Genomic DNA, 16,482 nt, shown 5'->3' with positions numbered 1-16,482 from the left:
GCCCCGCCCGGATCGGCCCGCCCGGGCCCGGCCACCCGCCCCGCCACAGCCCCCGCCCTGGTCAGCCCGCCGGGAACGCCTCCGCCCGCAGCTCCTCGGCCGAGATGTCCCGCAGTCCCTCGCGGTCGAGCAGCAACCGGCGCGTCGCGCCGATCGACTCCAGGAACGACACGTCGTGGCCCGCCACGATCAGTGCGCCCTCGTAGGACTCCAGGGCCGCCGTCAGCCGCCGCACGCTCGCCATGTCGAGGTTGTTCGTCGGCTCGTCCAGCATGAGGAGCTGCGGTGCGGGCTCGGCCAGCAGCAGGGCGGCGAGGGCCGCCCGGAAGCGTTCGCCGCCCGACAGCGTGCCCGCCGGCTGGTCGGCGAGCGCCCCGCGGAACAGGAAGCGCGCGAGCTTCGCCCGGATCGCGTTGTTCGTCGCTCCCGGCGCGAAGCGGGCCACGTTCTCGACCACGCTCAGGTCGTCGTCGAGCAGATCGAGACGCTGCGGCAGGAAGCGCAGCGGCACCTGGGCGACCGCCTCGCCGGCAACCGGCGCGAGCTCTCCGGCGATGGTGCGCAGCAGCGTCGTCTTGCCCGCGCCGTTGCGCCCGACCAGGGCGATGCGCTCGGGCCCGCGCACCTCCAGCTCGCCGGGGATCTCGCCGCCGTGACGCAGTCGCAGTCCGCTGAGCCGCAGCACTTCGCGCCCGGGGTGGACGGTGGTGTACGGCAGCTCGATCCGGATCTCGTCGTCGTCACGTACCGCCTCCACGGCCTCGTCGAGGCGTTCCCTGGCCTCCGCGAGCCGCTCCGTGTGCATGATGCGGTGCTTGCCGGCGGACTCCTGCGCGGCGCGCTTGCGGGCGCCCATCACGATCTTGGGCTCACGCTTGCTGTCCCACATCTTCTGGCCGTACCTCTTGCGGCGCGCCAACTTCATCTGCGCCTCGGCCAGTTCGCGCTTCTGGCGCTGTACGTCGGCCTCCGCCACGCGCACCATGCGCTCGGCCGCCTCCTGTTCCACGGCGAGCGTCTGCTCGTACGCCGTGAAGTTGCCGCCGTACCAGCTCACCTCGCCGTCGCGCAGATCGGCGATCTGATCGACGCGTTCGAGCAGTTCGCGGTCGTGGCTGACCACCACCATGACCCCGGACCAGGCGGTGACCGCGTCGTAGAGCCTGCGGCGGGCGTACAGATCCAGGTTGTTGGTCGGCTCGTCGAGCAGCAGCACGTCCGGCCGGGCCAGCAGCAGGGACGCCAGCCGCAGCAGGACGCCCTCGCCGCCGGAGAGTTCGCCGATCGTGCGGTCCAGGCCGATGTGTCCGAGGCCGAGCTGGTCGAGTGCGGCGCGTGCGCGCTCCTCCACGTCCCAGTCGTCTCCGACGGCGGCGAAGTGCTCCTCGCTCGGATCGCCGCCCTCGATGGCGTGCAGCGCCGCGCGAGTGGCGGCGATGCCGAGCACCTCGTCGACGCGCAGGCCCGTGGTGAGGACCAGGTTCTGCGGCAGGTACCCGATCTCGCCCGCGACGCGGACGGTGCCCGACGCGGGGGTGAGGTCGCCGGCGATCAGCTTCAACAGGGTGGACTTCCCGGAGCCGTTGAGGCCGATCAGGCCCGTACGGCCGGGGCCGACGGCGAGCTGGAAGTCGTCGAACACCTCCGTGCCGTCGGGCCAGGCGAAGCAGAGGGACGAGCAGGTGACGAAAGTCGGGGTGAGTGGCATACGGGTCTCCCGGTCGCGTGGAAGGGGCGGGGCAACGGGCGGAGACACCGGGACACGCGGCGACGGAGCCGTACGGGATCGAGAAGAGGTCCCGGTCGGGCGGAAAGGAGGACGGCAGGGCGTCGAGGTCGCACACGTGCGCGGTCGGCGCAAGCCGGACCGCACGGTGTCGGGGGACCTCAGACGAGCAACGTCCTACTCCGATCGACGACAACAGAACCGTCAAGCACGGTAGGTACCGGCGCCGCGGACTGTCAAAGCAATTACGGGCTCGGCGGGCCACCCGGCCCGCCCGGCGTTGAAGTCTCGGAGACGCCGTCGGCCGCGTAGCCGCCCTCGATGATCGACGCCCGGCTGAACGTGATGGCGGGCCCGGGCGCGCCGGATGCTGCTGTGCCGGTTCGGCTCGGGGCGGCGCGGGTCAGCCTCGGGTCGGGGATCGCGCAGGCCGCTCATGCCGTGGTACGCCGGGCGGCCGCCGAGATGCTGGAGACGGGCACGTACACGGCCTTGGCCGGCGGCGAGGACTACGGGCGGCTCAACGCCCTGATGGGGGAGCGCCGCAGCGACGGCTGAGCGGCGCAGGCAGTCAGCAGCAGTCGCCCAGCAGTTCGGCGAGATCGTGGTCGAGGTCCAGGTGCAGATGCTCGGTGCCCGCCGGCACCAGCGTCTGCGCCCGGTCGAGGAAGCGGCGCAGCTCACCGGTGCGGATGTGCACCATGGCGATGCCCTCGGGGGCGTGGAACTCCAGCACCGTACGGTCGTAGCCGTACGGCCGCACGCGGACGTCGCCGACGCCGGTCGCCGCGTGGACGCCCTCGGTCAGCAGCTCGCGGGAGAACGCCCACGAGGTGTCCGTGCCCTCCAGCGTCGCCGGTCCGGGGAAGTCGATCCGCACCGCGAAGGGGTCCCTGCGGTCGTAGTGCAGCGTCGCCGGAACCGACTCCATACGGGGCGCGGAGGCGACGAGGCGGGCCTGAACGGCCTGCTCGATGACGGTGGACAAGGCCCGCTCCTTCGTGTGCGGCTCGGTGGGATCGTCCGGCCCGGGGCTGCCAGGCACCACGGAAGACGGTGGAACAACGGAATCCGTGCATCCGCCGACGCAGTGAGCTGCGTCACCGCGCCGGCCCGCGCCCGGCCCGCGCCCGGCCCGCGGAGTGCGCCGCGGAGGGCGCCGTCTCGCACTCTGGACGCCACTGGGCCCGTGGGCTAGCTTCCAGCGCCATGACGTCCAAGGGGAAGACGAGACGATTGGTGTCGGTGGGACTGTGCGCGGCTGCGGTTTCCGCAGCGCTCGCAGTACCGGCACAGGCTGCCCGCCCGGGCGCGGCGGCGGGCACCGCGGGGGTCGAGGGGCGCGCGGCCGCGGCGATGCCCGCCTGGAAGCTGAAGGACACCGGGACCGCCGTGCGCTTCCGCGGCCTAGCGCCGGTCAGCCGCACGGTGGCGTGGGTGGCGGGATCCAAGGGGACGGTGCTGCGTACCGGCGACGGCGGCCGCAGCTGGCTGAACGTCTCGCCGCCGGGAGCGGGGGAGCTGGAGTTCCGGGACGTCGAGGCGTTCGACGCCCGCCGGGCGGTCGTGCTCGCGATCGGGGAGGGGGAGGCGTCCCGCGTCTTGCGCACCGACGACGGCGGAGAGACCTGGACCGAGTCGTTCCGCAACACCGACCCGCGAGCCTTCTACGACTGCCTCACCTTCTTCGACAGCCGGCACGGCCTCGCCATGAGCGACCCGGTCGACGGCAAGTACCGGATCCTGTCCACCCGTGACGGGGGCCGGTCCTGGAAGGTGCTGCCGAGCGACGGCATGCCGGCCGCCCTTCCGGGCGAGGCGGGCTTCGCCGCCGGCGGTCAGTGCCTCGTCTCCGCCGGCCCGAAGGACGTCTGGCTGGCCACCGGCGGAGGTGCCACGGCCCGGGTGCTGCACTCCGCCGACCGCGGACTGCACTGGAGCGTCGCTGAGTCGACCGTGCCGGCCGGGGACCCGGCACGCGGAGTCTTCGCCCTCGCCTTCCGCGACCGCGAGCACGGCATCGCGGTCGGCGGCGACTACCGCTCCGGCGAGGCATCGCCCAAGGCGGCGGCGGTCACGGGCGACGGCGGACGCACCTGGCGCCAGGCTGCGTCACCGCCGCCCGCGTACCGCTCGGGCGTCGCCTGGCTGCCGCATCTGCGATCCGCCGCGCTTGCCGTCGGCCCGACCGGTACGGACCTGACGGTCGACGGCGGGCGCACCTGGCGCACCGTGGACACCGGGTCCTTCGACACGGTCGACTGCACGCCCGACTTCGGGTGCTGGGCGTCGGGAGAGAAGGGCCGGGTGGCGCGCCTGGAGTTCTGACCGGGCGGGGCTACGAGGGCAACTGCTGCCGGAAGGCGGCGAGTTCCGGAGCGGTCTTGGTCGCGATGAACTCCGTGATCCGGTACGTGCACACCTCGCCGACGACGAAGGGGTCGGCCGCCGCGATCTGCTCGATCCGCGCGCGGTCGTCCCCGACGGCGAGGATCACGCCGCCGTCGCGCGGGTTCTTGCGTCCGGAGGCGATGAACACGCCCTCCTCGTACAGCGCGTCCAGCCATTCGACGTGCGCGGCGAGGAGCTCGTCGACACGGTCGACAGGAGCGGTGTAGGTCAATTCCAGTACGAACATGATCGCCAGGTTACCGGGGGCGGCATAGGGTTGATCGCACCATGAAGATCGTCGACATTCCCGCGGGCTGGCCCGAGACCGAGGAGGCGGCCCTGGCCGTCCAGGACGAGCTGCGCACGCGCGTCGTCCTCGACGAGGCCGGACCGCCGCCCGGCACGGGATCGGTGACCGGTGTGGACGTCGCGTACGACGACGAGCGCGACATCGTCGCCGCGGCGGCCGTCGTGCTCGACGCCGCGACCCTGGACGTCGTGGCGCGGTCCACGGCGGTCGGCCGCGTCTCCTTCCCCTACGTCCCGGGGCTGCTCGCCTTCCGCGAGATCCCGACGGTGGTGGCCGCGCTGGAGTCCCTGCCGGTGCCTCCCGGCCTGGTCGTCTGCGACGGCTACGGCCGCGCGCATCCCCGGCGCTTCGGGCTCGCGAGCCACCTCGGGGTGGTGACGGGCCTGCCGGTGATCGGGGTCGCGAAGAACCCGTTCGTCTTCTCGCACCCCGAACTGGGCGACCGCCGCGGGGACTTCGCGCCGCTGCGCGCCGAGGACGGCGAGGAGGTGGGGCGGGCGCTGCGGACGCAGTCCGGTGTGAAGCCGGTGTACGTCTCGGTCGGCCACCGGGTGACGCTGGATGTGGCCTGCGCGCACGTGCTGCGTCTGTCGCCGCGCTTCCGCGTCCCGGAAACGACCCGCCACGCGGACGCGCTGTGCCGCGAGGCACTGCGCGAGGCGACGACGTAAGTCTTCGGGACGGGAGCCGATGGGCTGCGCTGCACCCCGTCGGCTCCGCATGCGCGGGGCGTTCTTGTCCCGGCACCTTCCGACTCGACAGGGACAAACGGCTTGGCCTCCCCTCTCGGCGACGGTGCCTGCCCTGCGCCGCGTGGCCAACGCCGCCCGCCGGCCGTGACCAGCGGCCTGAGGGGCAGGGGCCCATGCCTGGCGCGGGCGGGTGGCCCGGCGCAGGGCGAGAGCGCTGAGCAGTCACCCCCGCATCGCTCCTGATGTGGGCGTGACACTGTGACGGCAACTCCTAGCCCACATGGCAGGTGTTCGGCGTGGGTCCTGCGGCTCGGAGTCACATCATGGTCGAATTTGTGACGCTATGGGTGACGGCCTCATCGAAGTGGTTCGAGCGGGCGCACCGAGCGGTCAGAAGGGACCCCATGTTGAGAACAATGTTCATCGGTGGCGCCACGGCGGCACTTGTCGCCGCCTTCACCCCGTCCTCGGGGACCACGGCGGTCATGAAATCCCCCGCCCCGCCCGACAAGGTTACGATCGACCTCGTCTCCGTCAACGGCTCGGGCTGCCGACCCGGCAGCGCAACCGTGGCCGTCGCGCCGGACAACACGGCCTTCACCATCACCTACAGCGAGTACCTCGCTCAGGTCGGCAAGGGCGCCAAGCCGACCGACTTCCGCAAGAACTGCCAGCTCGGTTTGAACGTGCACGCCCCGCAGGGCTTCACCTATGCCGTCGCCAAGGCCGACTATCGCGGCTTCGCCAGCCTGCAGAACGGTGCGAGCGCCACGCAGCGGGCCAGCTACTACTTCCAGGGCATGTCCCAGACGTCGTACCGCAGCCACCGGTTCCACGGCCCGCTCCAGGACAACTGGCAGGTCTCCGACGCAACTGCCGTCCACGCCCTCGTCCACAAGGCCTGCGGTGAGGAGCGGAACTTCAACATCAACACCGAGCTGCTCGTGGACGGCGGACGCTCCGACACGACCAACACCACCAGCTTCATGGCGATGGACTCAACAGACGGCAGCTTCACCACCAAGTACCACTTCGCCTGGAAGAAGTGCCCGGTGCGCTGACGCCCGCGCAGCCGGCCCGGCGCCCGATGTGTCGGCCGCCGGGCCGCCGATCCGCGCCCCTTGGACGAACGTCGTCGTCCCCGCTGGCGGCGCTTGTGGCAGGAGCCACCGTCCCAAGGCGCCTGCGAAGCCCAGCCAGGCGCCACCGTGACTGAATCCGCGCTCCCGGCAGGCAGGTCCCGGTACCGTCAGCAGTACCAAGTCCCTGCCTTGACCCGGGCAACACCCCAGGTCAGTGCACGAGATAGAGGGTGAGGGCTCCGCCTGACTCAGCGATCCTGGCGACGTGAGCACGGCCACGGGCAGTGGCGTACGCGCCGGTGCCGCCGGTGATGGCGACAGCGAAGTCGCTGGGCGGGGTGCCGCCAGGGGTGGTCTGCAGGTGCTGCCACGTCACCTGCCCCCGGGGAAGGCTGAAAGTGCCTGTGCAGTGAGTGGTTTGCGCTGCCACTCGGGTGCACACTGCTCCCTCGGTGCCATAGCTGACACCTCCGCGAAAGAGGTTCGCGGTGATGATGATCTGATCACCGACCCCGCGTCCAGGTGTCCCGTTGTCGACCACCGTGGTTCCTGTGCCCGTAGACGTCAGGCTGATGACTTCTTTGCGCTTGACGTCCATGCCCCAGTCCAGGGGGTGCGGCTCACGGGACGCAGAGGCGGAACCGGCGAGAGTCGCGAGCGACAACGCCGTTGCTGCCACCACGCTCCACTTCGAAATGGATTGCATTCTTCCTCGCCTGATGAACGCGGGCTCTTTGAGTGCGCCCAAGAATTCTCACAGTGCGATGGAGCGTCAATTCTCAAACTCATCAAAAGTGCCCGGTTCATCCGTCCGGCGGCATCTTCCCAACACACCCGGACCACCGCGTCCTACGGCGCGAGCGCCGACGGCCGGCTCCTCACGTTCGTCGACCACCGATTTTGATCAGGCGTTCCCGCCTCATGAAGTAGACGAGCGGCGGATGCTTACCGGGCCGCTCTGATGTGCCGAGCGGGCTGCGTCCGCTGCGCGACCCGGACGCCGACGAGTCGTGACACCGCGCCGGGCCGCTAGGACCGAACGACGACCCGCTGACGGGCCAGGAGTTGTGCGGCTGCCGCTGTTGACGCCCCGGCGCGTGAGCGGTGCCCGTCACCGGTACCCGGTTGCGTCCGCGGGCTGCCGGCGTCGTCGACCTCGACCAGGTAGCGCCATCAGTCCGGGCGCGAGCCGTCGAGGTCGGTGAAGCCGTATTCCTGTGCGAGTTGTCCGCTGGACAGCGACTGGCCGTTCCATCGCGCGACGTCAGCGTCGTCGGCCGGCGCCGCGACCGCGCGTCCGACGGGGTCTCCGAAATGCTGAAGTGCGGCACCGTGGCCAGCGCGTCGCGCCAGTTGTCCTCGGTGGCGCCGAAGCCGTCGAGCATCATCTCCGACCCAGAACCCGACACCTTGTGTCGTGTTTCTTCACTCGACGGCCGGCGGGCTGCCTGTGCGCGGCGCTGCCCCGTGCCTGAATCTCCCCCTAAGGCCGCCAGGCCGTAGGGGGAGGGGGTGGGAAACGGCCCCGCGCCGCGGCCCCCGCCGCGCCGCCCAACCCGCAGCGCCCCCTACCGCACCGCCGCCACGCGGAACCGCACCCCCCGCACCCGCAGCCGCTCCAGCAGCGCGTCGCCCATCGCCACCGCCGTCGTCAACTGACCCCCGCCCGGCGCCACTTCGTCGAACGCCAGGCACAGCGCCGACTCCGCCAGCATCTTCGCCGTCTCGTCGTAGCCGGGGTCCCCGCCCGACACCTCCGTGAACACCCGGCGGCCGCCGCCCTCGCCCACGAAGCGCACCGAGAACCAGCTCTTCGCACGGCGCCCGGGGCTCGGGCCGTCGCCCGGTGCGTAGCGGGACATCAGCCACCGGCGCGCCGCCGGGATCTGGGCGAGGGCGAAACCCGCGCCGACCGCCGCCGGGGCGCCGAGCGCCACCGGCAGGGAGGCGACCGCCGCGTAGTGGCGGTAGCGGAAGTCGGGGCCGTAACGCTCCAGCGCGCGGGCCGAACGCGCCACGATCTGCTTGTCGATCGTCGGCAGCGGCAGCGCCCACGCTCCCGTCTCCCGGTTGAAGTGCGGCGCGCCCAGCGGTGCGCGGGCGCGCCGCCCGACGAGGCGCGGCTCGTGCAGCCGGCGTTCGTGCGCGGCGCGCAGCGTCTCGCGGCCGCGCGCCATCGCGGTGAGGGCCGAGGCCATGGTGCCGCCGGAGAACATGGCGTTGGAGCTGACGAACCCGTCGACCGTCAGCGGCACCCCTTCGGGCAGCTGCCGCACCGTGTACCAGACACCCAGATCGTGCGGGACCGAGTCGAAGCCGCACGCGTGGACCAGGCGCGCGCCGGTCTCGCGGGCGCGCGCGTCGTGGCGTACGAACGTCGCGTCCACGAACTCCGGCTCGCCCGTCAGGTCCGCGTAGTCCGTCCCGGCCTCGGCGCACGCGGCGACCAGGGTCTCGCCGTACAGGACATAGGGACCGACCGTCGTGGCGACGACCCGCGTCGACTCCGCGAGTTCCCGCAGCGCGCGGGCGTCGTCCGCGTCCGCCTCGATCAGGGGCAGGTCCACGCACGAGGGATCGATCGCGGCGAGGCGTTCCCGCAGCCGCTCCAGCTTCGCCAGGCTGCGGCCCGCTATCGCCCAGCGGCAGTCGCCCGGCGCGTACCGCGCCAGATACTCGGCGGTGAGCTGCCCGACGAACCCGGTTGCCCCGAAGAGCACGATGTCGTACGGGCGCTGCGCGCGACCGGTCCCGTTCTGGCTGTCCAAGGGTTCCTCCGCCGTCGGGGCTGTCCGGCGGATCAGGGCCGGGGGCCAGAACGCCGATGTCGGTGGCTGAGGCTAGCGCGCCGCGCGGCCCCGCAGAAGATCCGTTTCCCATCGGTAACCTGGCGTTGTCCGTACTTCTAAGCGCTTGCTCTCCCGAAACCCTTGTGCGGAGTGGAACACGTTCTTACCATCACTGGTGTTACATCAGTTGTGTCACAGTGCTGGGGGCTGGATGACAGCGTCAATGAACGGCCCGCTGGCCGGGGTGCGTGTGGTGGAGCTGGCGGGCATCGGGCCCGGCCCGTTCGCCGCCATGCTCCTGGCCGACCTCGGGGCCGACGTCGTACGGATCGACCGCCCCGGCGGCGCGGGACTCGGTATCGATCCGGCCTACGACCTCACCAACCGCAACAAGCGCTCGGTGCTGATCGACCTCAAGTCCGAGGACGGGCCCCGCCGGGTCCTCGACCTGGTCGAGCGGGCCGACATCCTGATCGAGGGCTACCGCCCCGGCGTCGCCGAGCGGCTCGGCGTCGGCCCGGACGTGTGCCTGGCCCGCAATCCGCGGCTGGTCTACGGGCGGATGACCGGCTGGGGGCAGGACGGCCCGCTCGCCGACCGGGCCGGCCACGACATCGGCTACATCGCCCTGACTGGCACGCTCTCCATGATCGGCAAGGACGGCGAGCCGCCCGTCGTCCCCGCCAACCTGGTCGGCGACTACGCCGGCGGCTCGCTCTACCTCGTCATCGGCGTGCTCGCCGCCCTTCAGCATGCGCGCACCGAGGGCGGCACGGGCCAGGTCGTGGACGCGGCCATCGTCGACGGCGCCGCCCATCTCGCCACGATGATCCACGGCATGATGGCGGCCGGCGGCTGGCAGGACCGCCGCGGCGCGAACCTGCTCGACGGCGGATGCCCCTTCTACGGCACCTACGAGACGGCCGACGGCGGATACATGGCGGTCGGCGCGCTGGAGCAGCGGTTCTACGACGAGTTCGTCGAGCTGCTCGGCATCGGCGACCAGATCCCGGCCCGCAAGGACTTCGACCGCTGGGGCGACCTGCGCGAGGCGATCGCCGCCCGCTTCAGGACCCGTACCCGCGCCGAGTGGACCGCGGTCTTCGAGGGCTCGGACGCCTGCGTCGCGCCCGTCCTCTCGCTGCGCGAGGCACCCGCGCACCCCCATATCGCCGCCCGCGCCACGTTCACCGACCACGGAGGCATCACCCAGCCCGCACCCGCCCCGCGGTTCTCCGCCACGCCCGGGGCCGTGACCCGGCCGCCGGCGATGCCCGGCGCGCACACGGCGGAGGTCGCCCGCGACTGGGACGTGCCCCTGACCGATCCCCAGGAGGACCGTTGAAGCGCCAGATCTTCACCGCCGAGCACGAGGCCTTCCGCGAGACCGTCCGCACCTTCCTCGCCAAGGAGGTGCTGCCGCACTACGAGCAGTGGGAGAAGGACGGCATCGTCAGCCGGGACGCCTGGCTCGCGGCGGGCCGGCAGGGCCTCCTCGGCCTCGCCGTGCCGCAGGAGTACGGAGGCGGCGGCAACGACGACTTCCGCTACGCCGCCGTGCTGCACGAGGAGTTCACCCGCGCCGGCGCGCCCGGACTGGCCATCGGGCTGCACAACGACATCATCGGCCCCTACCTGACGTCCCTGGCCACCGACGAGCAGAAGCGCCGCTGGCTGCCCGGCTTCTGCACCGGCGAGATCATCACGGCCATCGCCATGACCGAACCGGGCGCGGGCTCCGACCTCCAGGGCATCCGCACCACGGCCGAGGACCGCGGCGACCACTGGGTGCTCAACGGCTCCAAGACCTTCATCTCCAACGGCATCCTCGCCGACCTGGTCGTCGTCGTCGCGAAGACCACCCCGGAGGGCGGCGCGCACGGCCTGTCGCTGCTCGTCGTGGAGCGCGGCACGGAGGGCTTCGAGCGCGGCCGGAACCTCGACAAGATCGGCCAGAAGTCCCAGGACACCGCGGAGCTGTTCTTCAACGACGTACGCGTCCCCAAGGAGAACCTCCTCGGCGAGCTGAACGGCGCCTTCGTCCACCTGATGACCAATCTGGCGCAGGAGCGGATGGCGATAGCCGTCGCCGGGATCGCCGCCGCCGAGCGCCTGCTGGAGATCACGACGGCGTACGTGAAGGAGCGCGAGGCGTTCGGACGGCCGCTCGCCAAGCTCCAGCACATCCGCTTCGAGATCGCCGAGCTCGCCACCGAGTGCGCTGTCACCCGCGCCTTCCTCGACCGCTGCATCGCCGACCACGCGGCCGGCGAACTGGACGCCGTCCACGCCTCCATGGCCAAGTGGTGGGCGACCGAGCTGCAGAAGCGCGCCGCGGACCGGTGCCTCCAGCTCCATGGCGGGTACGGCTACATGAACGAGTACGCCGTCGCGAGGGCGTTCACGGACGGCCGCATCCAGACCATCTACGGCGGGACGACCGAGATCATGAAGGAGATCATCGGCCGCTCGCTGCTCAGCTGACACCACCTCCGCACCCGGCCCACCCTCATCGAAAGGCTCCCGACAGTGAGCACCGAAGCGTATGTGTACGACGCGATCCGCACCCCGCGCGGGCGCGGAAAGGCCAACGGCGCCCTGCACGGCACCAAGCCCATCGACCTCGTCGTCGGACTGATCCACGAGATCGAGCGCCGCTTCCCCGGCCTCGACCCGGCCGCGATCGACGACATCGTGCTCGGCGTCGTCGGCCCGGTCGGCGACCAGGGCTCCGACATCGCCCGCATCGCCGCGATCGCCGCGGGACTGCCCGACACGGTCGCGGGCGTCCAGGAGAACCGCTTCTGCGCCTCCGGCCTGGAGGCCGTCAACATGGCCGCGATGAAGGTCCGTTCCGGCTGGGAGGACCTCGTCCTCGCCGGCGGCGTCGAGTCCATGTCGCGCGTGCCCATGGCCTCCGACGGCGGCGCCTGGTTCGCCGACCCGATGACCAACTACGACACCGGCTTCGTCCCCCAGGGCATCGGCGCCGACCTGATCGCCACCCTCGGCGGCTGGTCGCGCCGCGACGTCGACGAGTACGCGGCGCTGTCGCAGGAGCGGGCCGCCGCCGCCTGGAAGGACGACCGCTTCGCGCGCTCGGTCGTCCCGGTCCGCGACCGCAACGGCCTCGTCGTCCTCGACCACGACGAGCACATGCGCCCCGGCACCACCGCCGACTCCCTCGCCGCGCTCAAGCCGTCCTTCGCCGACATCGGCGACCTCGGCGGCTTCGACGCCGTCGCCCTCCAGAAGTACCACTGGGTCGAGAAGATCGACCACGTCCACCACGCGGGCAACTCCTCGGGCATCGTCGACGGCGCCGCCCTCGTCGCCATCGGCAGCAAGCAGGTCGGCGAGCGCTACGGCCTCACCCCGCGCGCCCGGATCGTCTCCGCCGCCGTCTCCGGCTCCGAGCCGACCATCATGCTCACCGGCCCCGCCCCCGCCACCCGCAAGGCGCTGAAGCGGGCCGGGCTGACCATCGAGGACATCGACCTCGTCGAGATCAACGAGGCGTTCGCCGGCGTCGTCCTGCGCTTCGCCCAGGACATGGGCCTCTCGCTCGACAAGGTCAACGTCAATGGCGGCGCGATCGCCATGGGCCACCCGCTCGGCGCGACCGGCGCGATGATCCTCGGCACCCTCGTCGACGAACTGGAGCGCCAGGACAAGCGGTACGGCCTCGCCACCCTGTGCGTGGGCGGCGGCATGGGCATCGCCACCGTCGTCGAGCGCCTCTGACCCCCGTCCTCTTCCCTTGCCTGCGAAAGTAGTCACCACCATGAGTGAGTCCACCACCATCCGCTGGGAACAGGACGAGACCGGCATCGTCACGCTCGTCCTCGACGACCCGAACCAGTCCGCCAACACGATGAACCAGGCCTTCAAGGCATCGATCACGGCGATCGCCGACCGCGTGGAGGCCGAACAGGAGTCCATCCGCGGCATCATCGTCACCTCCGCCAAGAAGACGTTCTTCGCGGGCGGCGACCTCAAGGAGATGATCCAGGCGGGTCCGGACGACGCGCAGTTCGTCTTCGAGGCCGGCATGGGCATCAAGCGCGCCCTGCGCCGGATCGAGAGCATCGGCAAGCCCGTCGTCGCCGCCATCAACGGCGCGGCCCTCGGCGGCGGTTACGAGATCGCCCTCGCCTGCCACCACCGGATCGCCCTCGACGCGCCCGGCTCCAAGCTCGGCCTGCCCGAGGTCACCCTCGGCCTGCTGCCCGCGGGCGGCGGCGTCACCCGCACCGTACGGCTCATGGGCATCACCGACGCCCTGCTCAAGCTGCTGCTCCAGGGCACCCAGTACAGCCCGCGGCGCGCGCTCGAGAACGGCCTCGTCCACGAAGTGGCCGAGACCACCGACGAGATGCTGGCCAAGGCCCGTGCCTTCATCGACGCGAACCCCACCTCCCAGCAGCCGTGGGACGTCAAGGGCTACAAGATCCCCGGCGGCACCCCGTCGAACCCGAAGTTCGCCGCCAACCTGCCCGCCTTCCCCGCGAACCTGAAGAAGCAGACCGCGGGCGCGCCCTATCCGGCGCCGCGCAACATCCTCGCGGCCGCCGTCGAGGGCTCCCAGGTCGACTTCGAGACGGCGCAGGTCATCGAGGCCCGGTACTTCACCGAGCTGGTCACCGGGCAGATCGCCAAGAACATGATGCAGGCGTTCTTCTTCGACCTCCAGGCCGTCAACTCCGGTGCCAACCGCCCCTCCGGCATCGAGCCGCGCACCGTCCGCAAGGTCGCCGTCCTCGGCGCCGGGATGATGGGCGCGGGCATCGCGTACTCCTGCGCACGCGCCGGTATCGAGGTCGTCCTCAAGGACGTGTCCGCCGAGGCCGCCGCGAAGGGCAAGGGCTACTCCGAGAAGCTGTGCGCCAAGGCGGTGGGCAGGGGCCGCACCACCCAGGAGAAGGCGGACGCGCTGCTCGCACGCATCACGCCGACCTCGGAGGCGGCCGACCTCGCGGGCTGCGACGCCGTGATCGAGGCGGTGTTCGAGGACACCGCGCTCAAGCACAAGGTCTTCCAGGAGATCCAGGACGTCATCGAGCCCGATGCCCTGCTGTGCTCCAACACATCCACGCTGCCCATCACCGTGCTCGCCGAGGGCGTCTCCCGGCCGGCCGACTTCATCGGTCTGCACTTCTTCTCGCCCGTCGACAAGATGCCGCTCGTGGAGATCATCAAGGGCGAGCGCACCGGCGACGAGGCGCTGGCCCGCGCCTTCGACCTGGTCCGCCAGATCAACAAGACACCGATCGTCGTCAACGACTCCCGCGGCTTCTTCACCTCGCGGGTCATCGGCCAGTTCATCAACGAGGGCGTGGCGATGGTCGGAGAGGGCGTCGACCCGGTCTCCGTCGAGCAGGCCGCGGCCCAGGCCGGCTACCCCGCCAAGGTGCTCTCCCTGATGGACGAGCTGACCCTCACCCTGCCGCGCAAGATCCGCAACGAGACCAGGCGCGCGATCGAGGAGGCGGGCGGCACCTGGGCGGAGCACCCGGCGGAAGCGGTGATCGACCGGATGGTCGACGAGTTCGGCCGCACCGGCCGCAGCGGTGGCGCCGGTTTCTACGACTACGACGAGGACGGCAAGCGCGCCGCGCTGTGGCCGGGCCTGCGCGAGCACTTCACCCGCGAGGGCGCCGGTATCCCGTTCCGCGACATGCAGGAGCGCATGCTCTTCTCCGAGGCGCTGGACACCGTCCGCTGCCTGGAGGAGAACGTCCTCACCTCGGTCGCCGACGCCAACATCGGCTCCATCATGGGCATCGGCTTCCCGGCCTGGACGGGCGGTGTGCTGCAGTACATCAACGGCTACGAGGGCGGCCCGACCGGCTTCGTGGCCCGCGCCCGCGAGCTGGCCGACCGCTACGGCGAGCGCTTCCAGCCGCCCGCGCTGCTGCTGGAGAAGGCGGAGCGGGGCGAGGTCTTCACCGACGCGTGACGCGTGACGCGGCTGTGCGGCAGCCACCGGCCCCGCCGGTGGCTGCCGCCGTCCTTGTCCCAGGACACGGCGTTCACGCGTCGCGCTCGGCCGCGTCCGCGGGCCCGCCCGTGCCGAACGCCTCGCGCAGTTCCTCGCGCAGCGAGCGCTGGAACGCCGTCACCAGCGCCTGGATCACCATCGGCTGCATGTGCGCCGACAGCGACTTCATCGCCGCCACATGGTCCGCGTCCGACGCGCGCTCGCGGTAGGGACCCCAGACCTCGTCGCGGAACAGGCGCGTCAGGTCCTGCGCCGCGGCCCGGGCGTGCTCCAGCAGGACCGTGCGGGACGCGAGGATCGTCTCGTGCGCGATGGGCACGTCCAGCAGCTCCACCCCGAGACGCAGCAGCGAGCCGTCCAGCCGGTACGCCTTCCCGGCGGTACGGTCCAGCACGCCCATCGCCGCGAGCCGGTCCACGTCCTGCTCCGACAGCGCCCGGCCGGCCCGGCGCTCCAGCTCCTGCCGGCTCACCTCCTCGGCCGACTCGGGCGCCCACGAGGCGACCAGGGCCCGGTGGATCGCCAGGTCCTGGGCACTCAGGTCCGCGGGCAGCTGCTCCAGGTAACGCTCGATCGCCGCCAGCGTCATGCCCTGGTGCTGCAGCTCCTCGATGAGGGCCAGCCGGGACAGGTGGTCGGAGCCGTAGTGCCCGACCCGGCGGGGTCCGATCACGGGCGGCGGCAGCAGGCCGCGTGTGCTGTAGAACCGGATGGTGCGCACGGTGACCCCGGCACGCGCGGCCAGTTCGTCGACGGTGAGCCTCGGCTCCTCGGTCTCTGTCGCCATGACCCTCCTTCTGCTGAACCGCACCGGTGCAACAGTATTGCTGTCTCACCATCGTTGTGAAAGCCGGGGCCGGGCCGGGCATTGTCAGTGGTGCATCGTACGGTTGTGCCATGTCCGAGATCAGATACGTCCGGGGGGACGCCACCGCGCCGCAGGGCAAAGGCGTCAAGCTGATCGGCCATGTGTGCAATGACATCGGGGGCTGGGGCAAGGGCTTCGTGCTCGCGCTGTCCCGCCGCTGGCCGGAGCCCGAGGCGGCCTACCGCCGCTGGCACCGGGAGCGCGCGAAGAACGACTTCGATCTGGGCGCGGCCCAGTTCGTCCAGGTCGGCCCGTATGTCTGGGTGGCCAACATGGTGGGCCAGCGGGGCATACGCACCGGCAGCAAGGGCGTCCCCGTGCGCTACGAGGCCATCGACTCGGCGCTCGCCGCCGTCGCAGGCAAGGCGCTGGAGCTGGGTGCCTCGGTACATCTGCCGCGCATCGGCTGCGGACTGGCGGGCGGCAAGTGGTCGCGGATCGAGCCGCTGATAGCCGAGCGGCTCACGGCACGGGGCATCGACGTCACGGTGTACGACCACGACTGACCCGTGGGTGCGGCCTCCGGGTGGCGATCGTGATCACCGGTGCCTTCACGGGCCTCACCGAGGACCCGGTGACCTGCCCGCGCCGGCTGACCCTGCGGGGCGGATCGGGGCGGGCGC

The 16,482-nt window shown here is 71.5% G+C and carries 15 protein-coding genes and 1 pseudogene; 9 read left to right on the top strand and 7 right to left on the bottom strand.

Going from position 1 to position 16,482, the window contains the following annotated elements:
• Positions 1–61 precede the first annotated feature (61 nt).
• Positions 62–1,708 carry an ABC-F family ATP-binding cassette domain-containing protein gene (locus ACF08N_RS01010; protein WP_392322417.1) on the bottom strand — a complete coding sequence of 549 codons (1,647 nt, stop codon included), beginning with the start codon at positions 1,706–1,708 and terminating at the stop codon, positions 62–64.
• A 339-nt stretch (positions 1,709–2,047) separates the two neighbouring features.
• On the opposite strand from ACF08N_RS01010, the gene ACF08N_RS01005 reads away from it, so the two are divergent.
• Positions 2,048–2,284, top strand: coding sequence for a hypothetical protein (locus tag ACF08N_RS01005; RefSeq protein WP_392322416.1), 237 nt, complete (start codon positions 2,048–2,050; stop codon positions 2,282–2,284).
• A gap of 13 nt (positions 2,285–2,297) precedes the next feature.
• Here the strand turns inward: ACF08N_RS01005 and ACF08N_RS01000 are convergent, their stop codons facing one another.
• On the bottom strand, positions 2,298–2,714 hold the full coding sequence (locus ACF08N_RS01000; protein WP_392322415.1) for an SsgA family sporulation/cell division regulator: 417 nt from the start codon (positions 2,712–2,714) through the stop codon (positions 2,298–2,300).
• 221 nt (positions 2,715–2,935) lie between these two features.
• Here ACF08N_RS01000 and ACF08N_RS00995 point away from each other — a divergent pair, with 221 nt between their 5' ends.
• The gene (locus ACF08N_RS00995) at positions 2,936–4,054 is read left to right on the top strand and encodes a WD40/YVTN/BNR-like repeat-containing protein (RefSeq protein WP_392322414.1); all 1,119 of its coding nucleotides are present in this window, start codon (positions 2,936–2,938) and stop codon (positions 4,052–4,054) included.
• Between the two features lie 10 nt (positions 4,055–4,064).
• Here ACF08N_RS00995 and ACF08N_RS00990 read toward each other — a convergent pair whose 3' ends face one another.
• Complete coding sequence (locus ACF08N_RS00990; RefSeq protein WP_392322413.1) at positions 4,065–4,364, bottom strand: YciI family protein; 300 nt, start codon at positions 4,362–4,364, stop codon at positions 4,065–4,067.
• A 41-nt stretch (positions 4,365–4,405) separates the two neighbouring features.
• Here ACF08N_RS00990 and ACF08N_RS00985 point away from each other — a divergent pair, with 41 nt between their 5' ends.
• On the top strand, positions 4,406–5,098 hold the full coding sequence (locus ACF08N_RS00985; protein ID WP_392322412.1) for an endonuclease V: 693 nt from the start codon (positions 4,406–4,408) through the stop codon (positions 5,096–5,098).
• A 425-nt stretch (positions 5,099–5,523) separates the two neighbouring features.
• Complete coding sequence (locus ACF08N_RS00980; protein WP_392322411.1) at positions 5,524–6,180, top strand: DUF4360 domain-containing protein; 657 nt, start codon at positions 5,524–5,526, stop codon at positions 6,178–6,180.
• Positions 6,181–6,412: 232 nt separating this feature from the next.
• On the opposite strand, the gene ACF08N_RS00975 is transcribed toward ACF08N_RS00980, so the two are convergent.
• The 3 genes and pseudogenes from ACF08N_RS00975 to ACF08N_RS00965 all read right to left on the bottom strand — a co-directional run bounded on the left by ACF08N_RS00975 (position 6,413) and on the right by ACF08N_RS00965 (position 8,969).
• Positions 6,413–6,907 (bottom strand): hypothetical protein, encoded by a 495-nt coding sequence (locus ACF08N_RS00975; RefSeq protein ID WP_392322410.1) that lies wholly within the window; start codon positions 6,905–6,907, stop codon positions 6,413–6,415.
• Between the two features lie 405 nt (positions 6,908–7,312).
• Positions 7,313–7,595: pseudogene (locus ACF08N_RS00970) on the bottom strand (short-chain dehydrogenase); the annotation flags it as partial.
• 174 nt (positions 7,596–7,769) lie between these two features.
• A complete protein-coding gene (locus ACF08N_RS00965; RefSeq protein WP_392322409.1) occupies positions 7,770–8,969 on the bottom strand; it encodes a saccharopine dehydrogenase family protein in 1,200 nt (399 codons plus the stop codon).
• Positions 8,970–9,201: 232 nt separating this feature from the next.
• On the opposite strand from ACF08N_RS00965, the gene ACF08N_RS00960 reads away from it, so the two are divergent.
• Genes ACF08N_RS00960 through ACF08N_RS00945 form a run of 4 tightly spaced genes read left to right on the top strand, consistent with a single transcriptional unit; the run spans position 9,202 to position 14,949 of the window.
• Complete coding sequence (locus ACF08N_RS00960; RefSeq protein WP_392322408.1) at positions 9,202–10,335, top strand: CaiB/BaiF CoA transferase family protein; 1,134 nt, start codon at positions 9,202–9,204, stop codon at positions 10,333–10,335.
• Positions 10,332–11,474 carry an acyl-CoA dehydrogenase family protein gene (locus ACF08N_RS00955; RefSeq protein ID WP_392322407.1) on the top strand — a complete coding sequence of 381 codons (1,143 nt, stop codon included), beginning with the start codon at positions 10,332–10,334 and terminating at the stop codon, positions 11,472–11,474. Before ACF08N_RS00960 ends, ACF08N_RS00955 begins: the two co-directional genes overlap by 4 nt.
• 45 nt (positions 11,475–11,519) lie before the next feature.
• Complete coding sequence (locus tag ACF08N_RS00950; RefSeq protein WP_392322406.1) at positions 11,520–12,734, top strand: acetyl-CoA C-acetyltransferase; 1,215 nt, start codon at positions 11,520–11,522, stop codon at positions 12,732–12,734.
• Between the two features lie 40 nt (positions 12,735–12,774).
• Positions 12,775–14,949 carry a 3-hydroxyacyl-CoA dehydrogenase NAD-binding domain-containing protein gene (locus tag ACF08N_RS00945; RefSeq protein ID WP_392322405.1) on the top strand — a complete coding sequence of 725 codons (2,175 nt, stop codon included), beginning with the start codon at positions 12,775–12,777 and terminating at the stop codon, positions 14,947–14,949.
• 73 nt (positions 14,950–15,022) lie between these two features.
• Here ACF08N_RS00945 and ACF08N_RS00940 read toward each other — a convergent pair whose 3' ends face one another.
• Positions 15,023–15,778, bottom strand: coding sequence for a MerR family transcriptional regulator (locus tag ACF08N_RS00940; protein ID WP_392322404.1), 756 nt, complete (start codon positions 15,776–15,778; stop codon positions 15,023–15,025).
• 110 nt (positions 15,779–15,888) lie between these two features.
• Here ACF08N_RS00940 and ACF08N_RS00935 point away from each other — a divergent pair, with 110 nt between their 5' ends.
• Positions 15,889–16,365: a macro domain-containing protein gene (locus ACF08N_RS00935; RefSeq protein ID WP_392322403.1), complete on the top strand. Its 477-nt coding sequence runs from the start codon at positions 15,889–15,891 to the stop codon at positions 16,363–16,365.
• Positions 16,366–16,482 lie beyond the last annotated feature (117 nt).

The organism is Streptomyces sp. NPDC015127 (assembly GCF_043080095.1).
Taxonomy (GTDB): domain Bacteria; phylum Actinomycetota; class Actinomycetes; order Streptomycetales; family Streptomycetaceae; genus Streptomyces.
The sequence above is the reverse complement of the archived record's forward strand: the minus strand, read 5'-3'. Positions and strand labels throughout refer to the sequence as shown.

Bases quoted from the DNA above. Each gene is read 5' to 3' on its own strand.
- ACF08N_RS00940 (WP_392322404.1), bottom strand. From the start codon at position 15,778: ATGGCGACAGAGACCGAGGAGCCGAGGCTCACCGTCGACGAACTGGCC.
- ACF08N_RS00995 (WP_392322414.1), top strand. From the start codon at position 2,936: ATGACGTCCAAGGGGAAGACGAGACGATTGGTGTCGGTGGGACTGTGC.
- ACF08N_RS00975 (WP_392322410.1), bottom strand. From the start codon at position 6,907: ATGCAATCCATTTCGAAGTGGAGCGTGGTGGCAGCAACGGCGTTGTCG.
- ACF08N_RS00990 (WP_392322413.1), bottom strand. From the start codon at position 4,364: ATGTTCGTACTGGAATTGACCTACACCGCTCCTGTCGACCGTGTCGAC.
- ACF08N_RS00945 (WP_392322405.1), top strand. From the start codon at position 12,775: ATGAGTGAGTCCACCACCATCCGCTGGGAACAGGACGAGACCGGCATC.
- ACF08N_RS01010 (WP_392322417.1), bottom strand. From the start codon at position 1,708: ATGCCACTCACCCCGACTTTCGTCACCTGCTCGTCCCTCTGCTTCGCC.
- ACF08N_RS01005 (WP_392322416.1), top strand. From the start codon at position 2,048: ATGATCGACGCCCGGCTGAACGTGATGGCGGGCCCGGGCGCGCCGGAT.
- ACF08N_RS00980 (WP_392322411.1), top strand. From the start codon at position 5,524: ATGTTGAGAACAATGTTCATCGGTGGCGCCACGGCGGCACTTGTCGCC.
- ACF08N_RS00960 (WP_392322408.1), top strand. From the start codon at position 9,202: ATGACAGCGTCAATGAACGGCCCGCTGGCCGGGGTGCGTGTGGTGGAG.
- ACF08N_RS00935 (WP_392322403.1), top strand. From the start codon at position 15,889: ATGTCCGAGATCAGATACGTCCGGGGGGACGCCACCGCGCCGCAGGGC.
- ACF08N_RS00985 (WP_392322412.1), top strand. From the start codon at position 4,406: ATGAAGATCGTCGACATTCCCGCGGGCTGGCCCGAGACCGAGGAGGCG.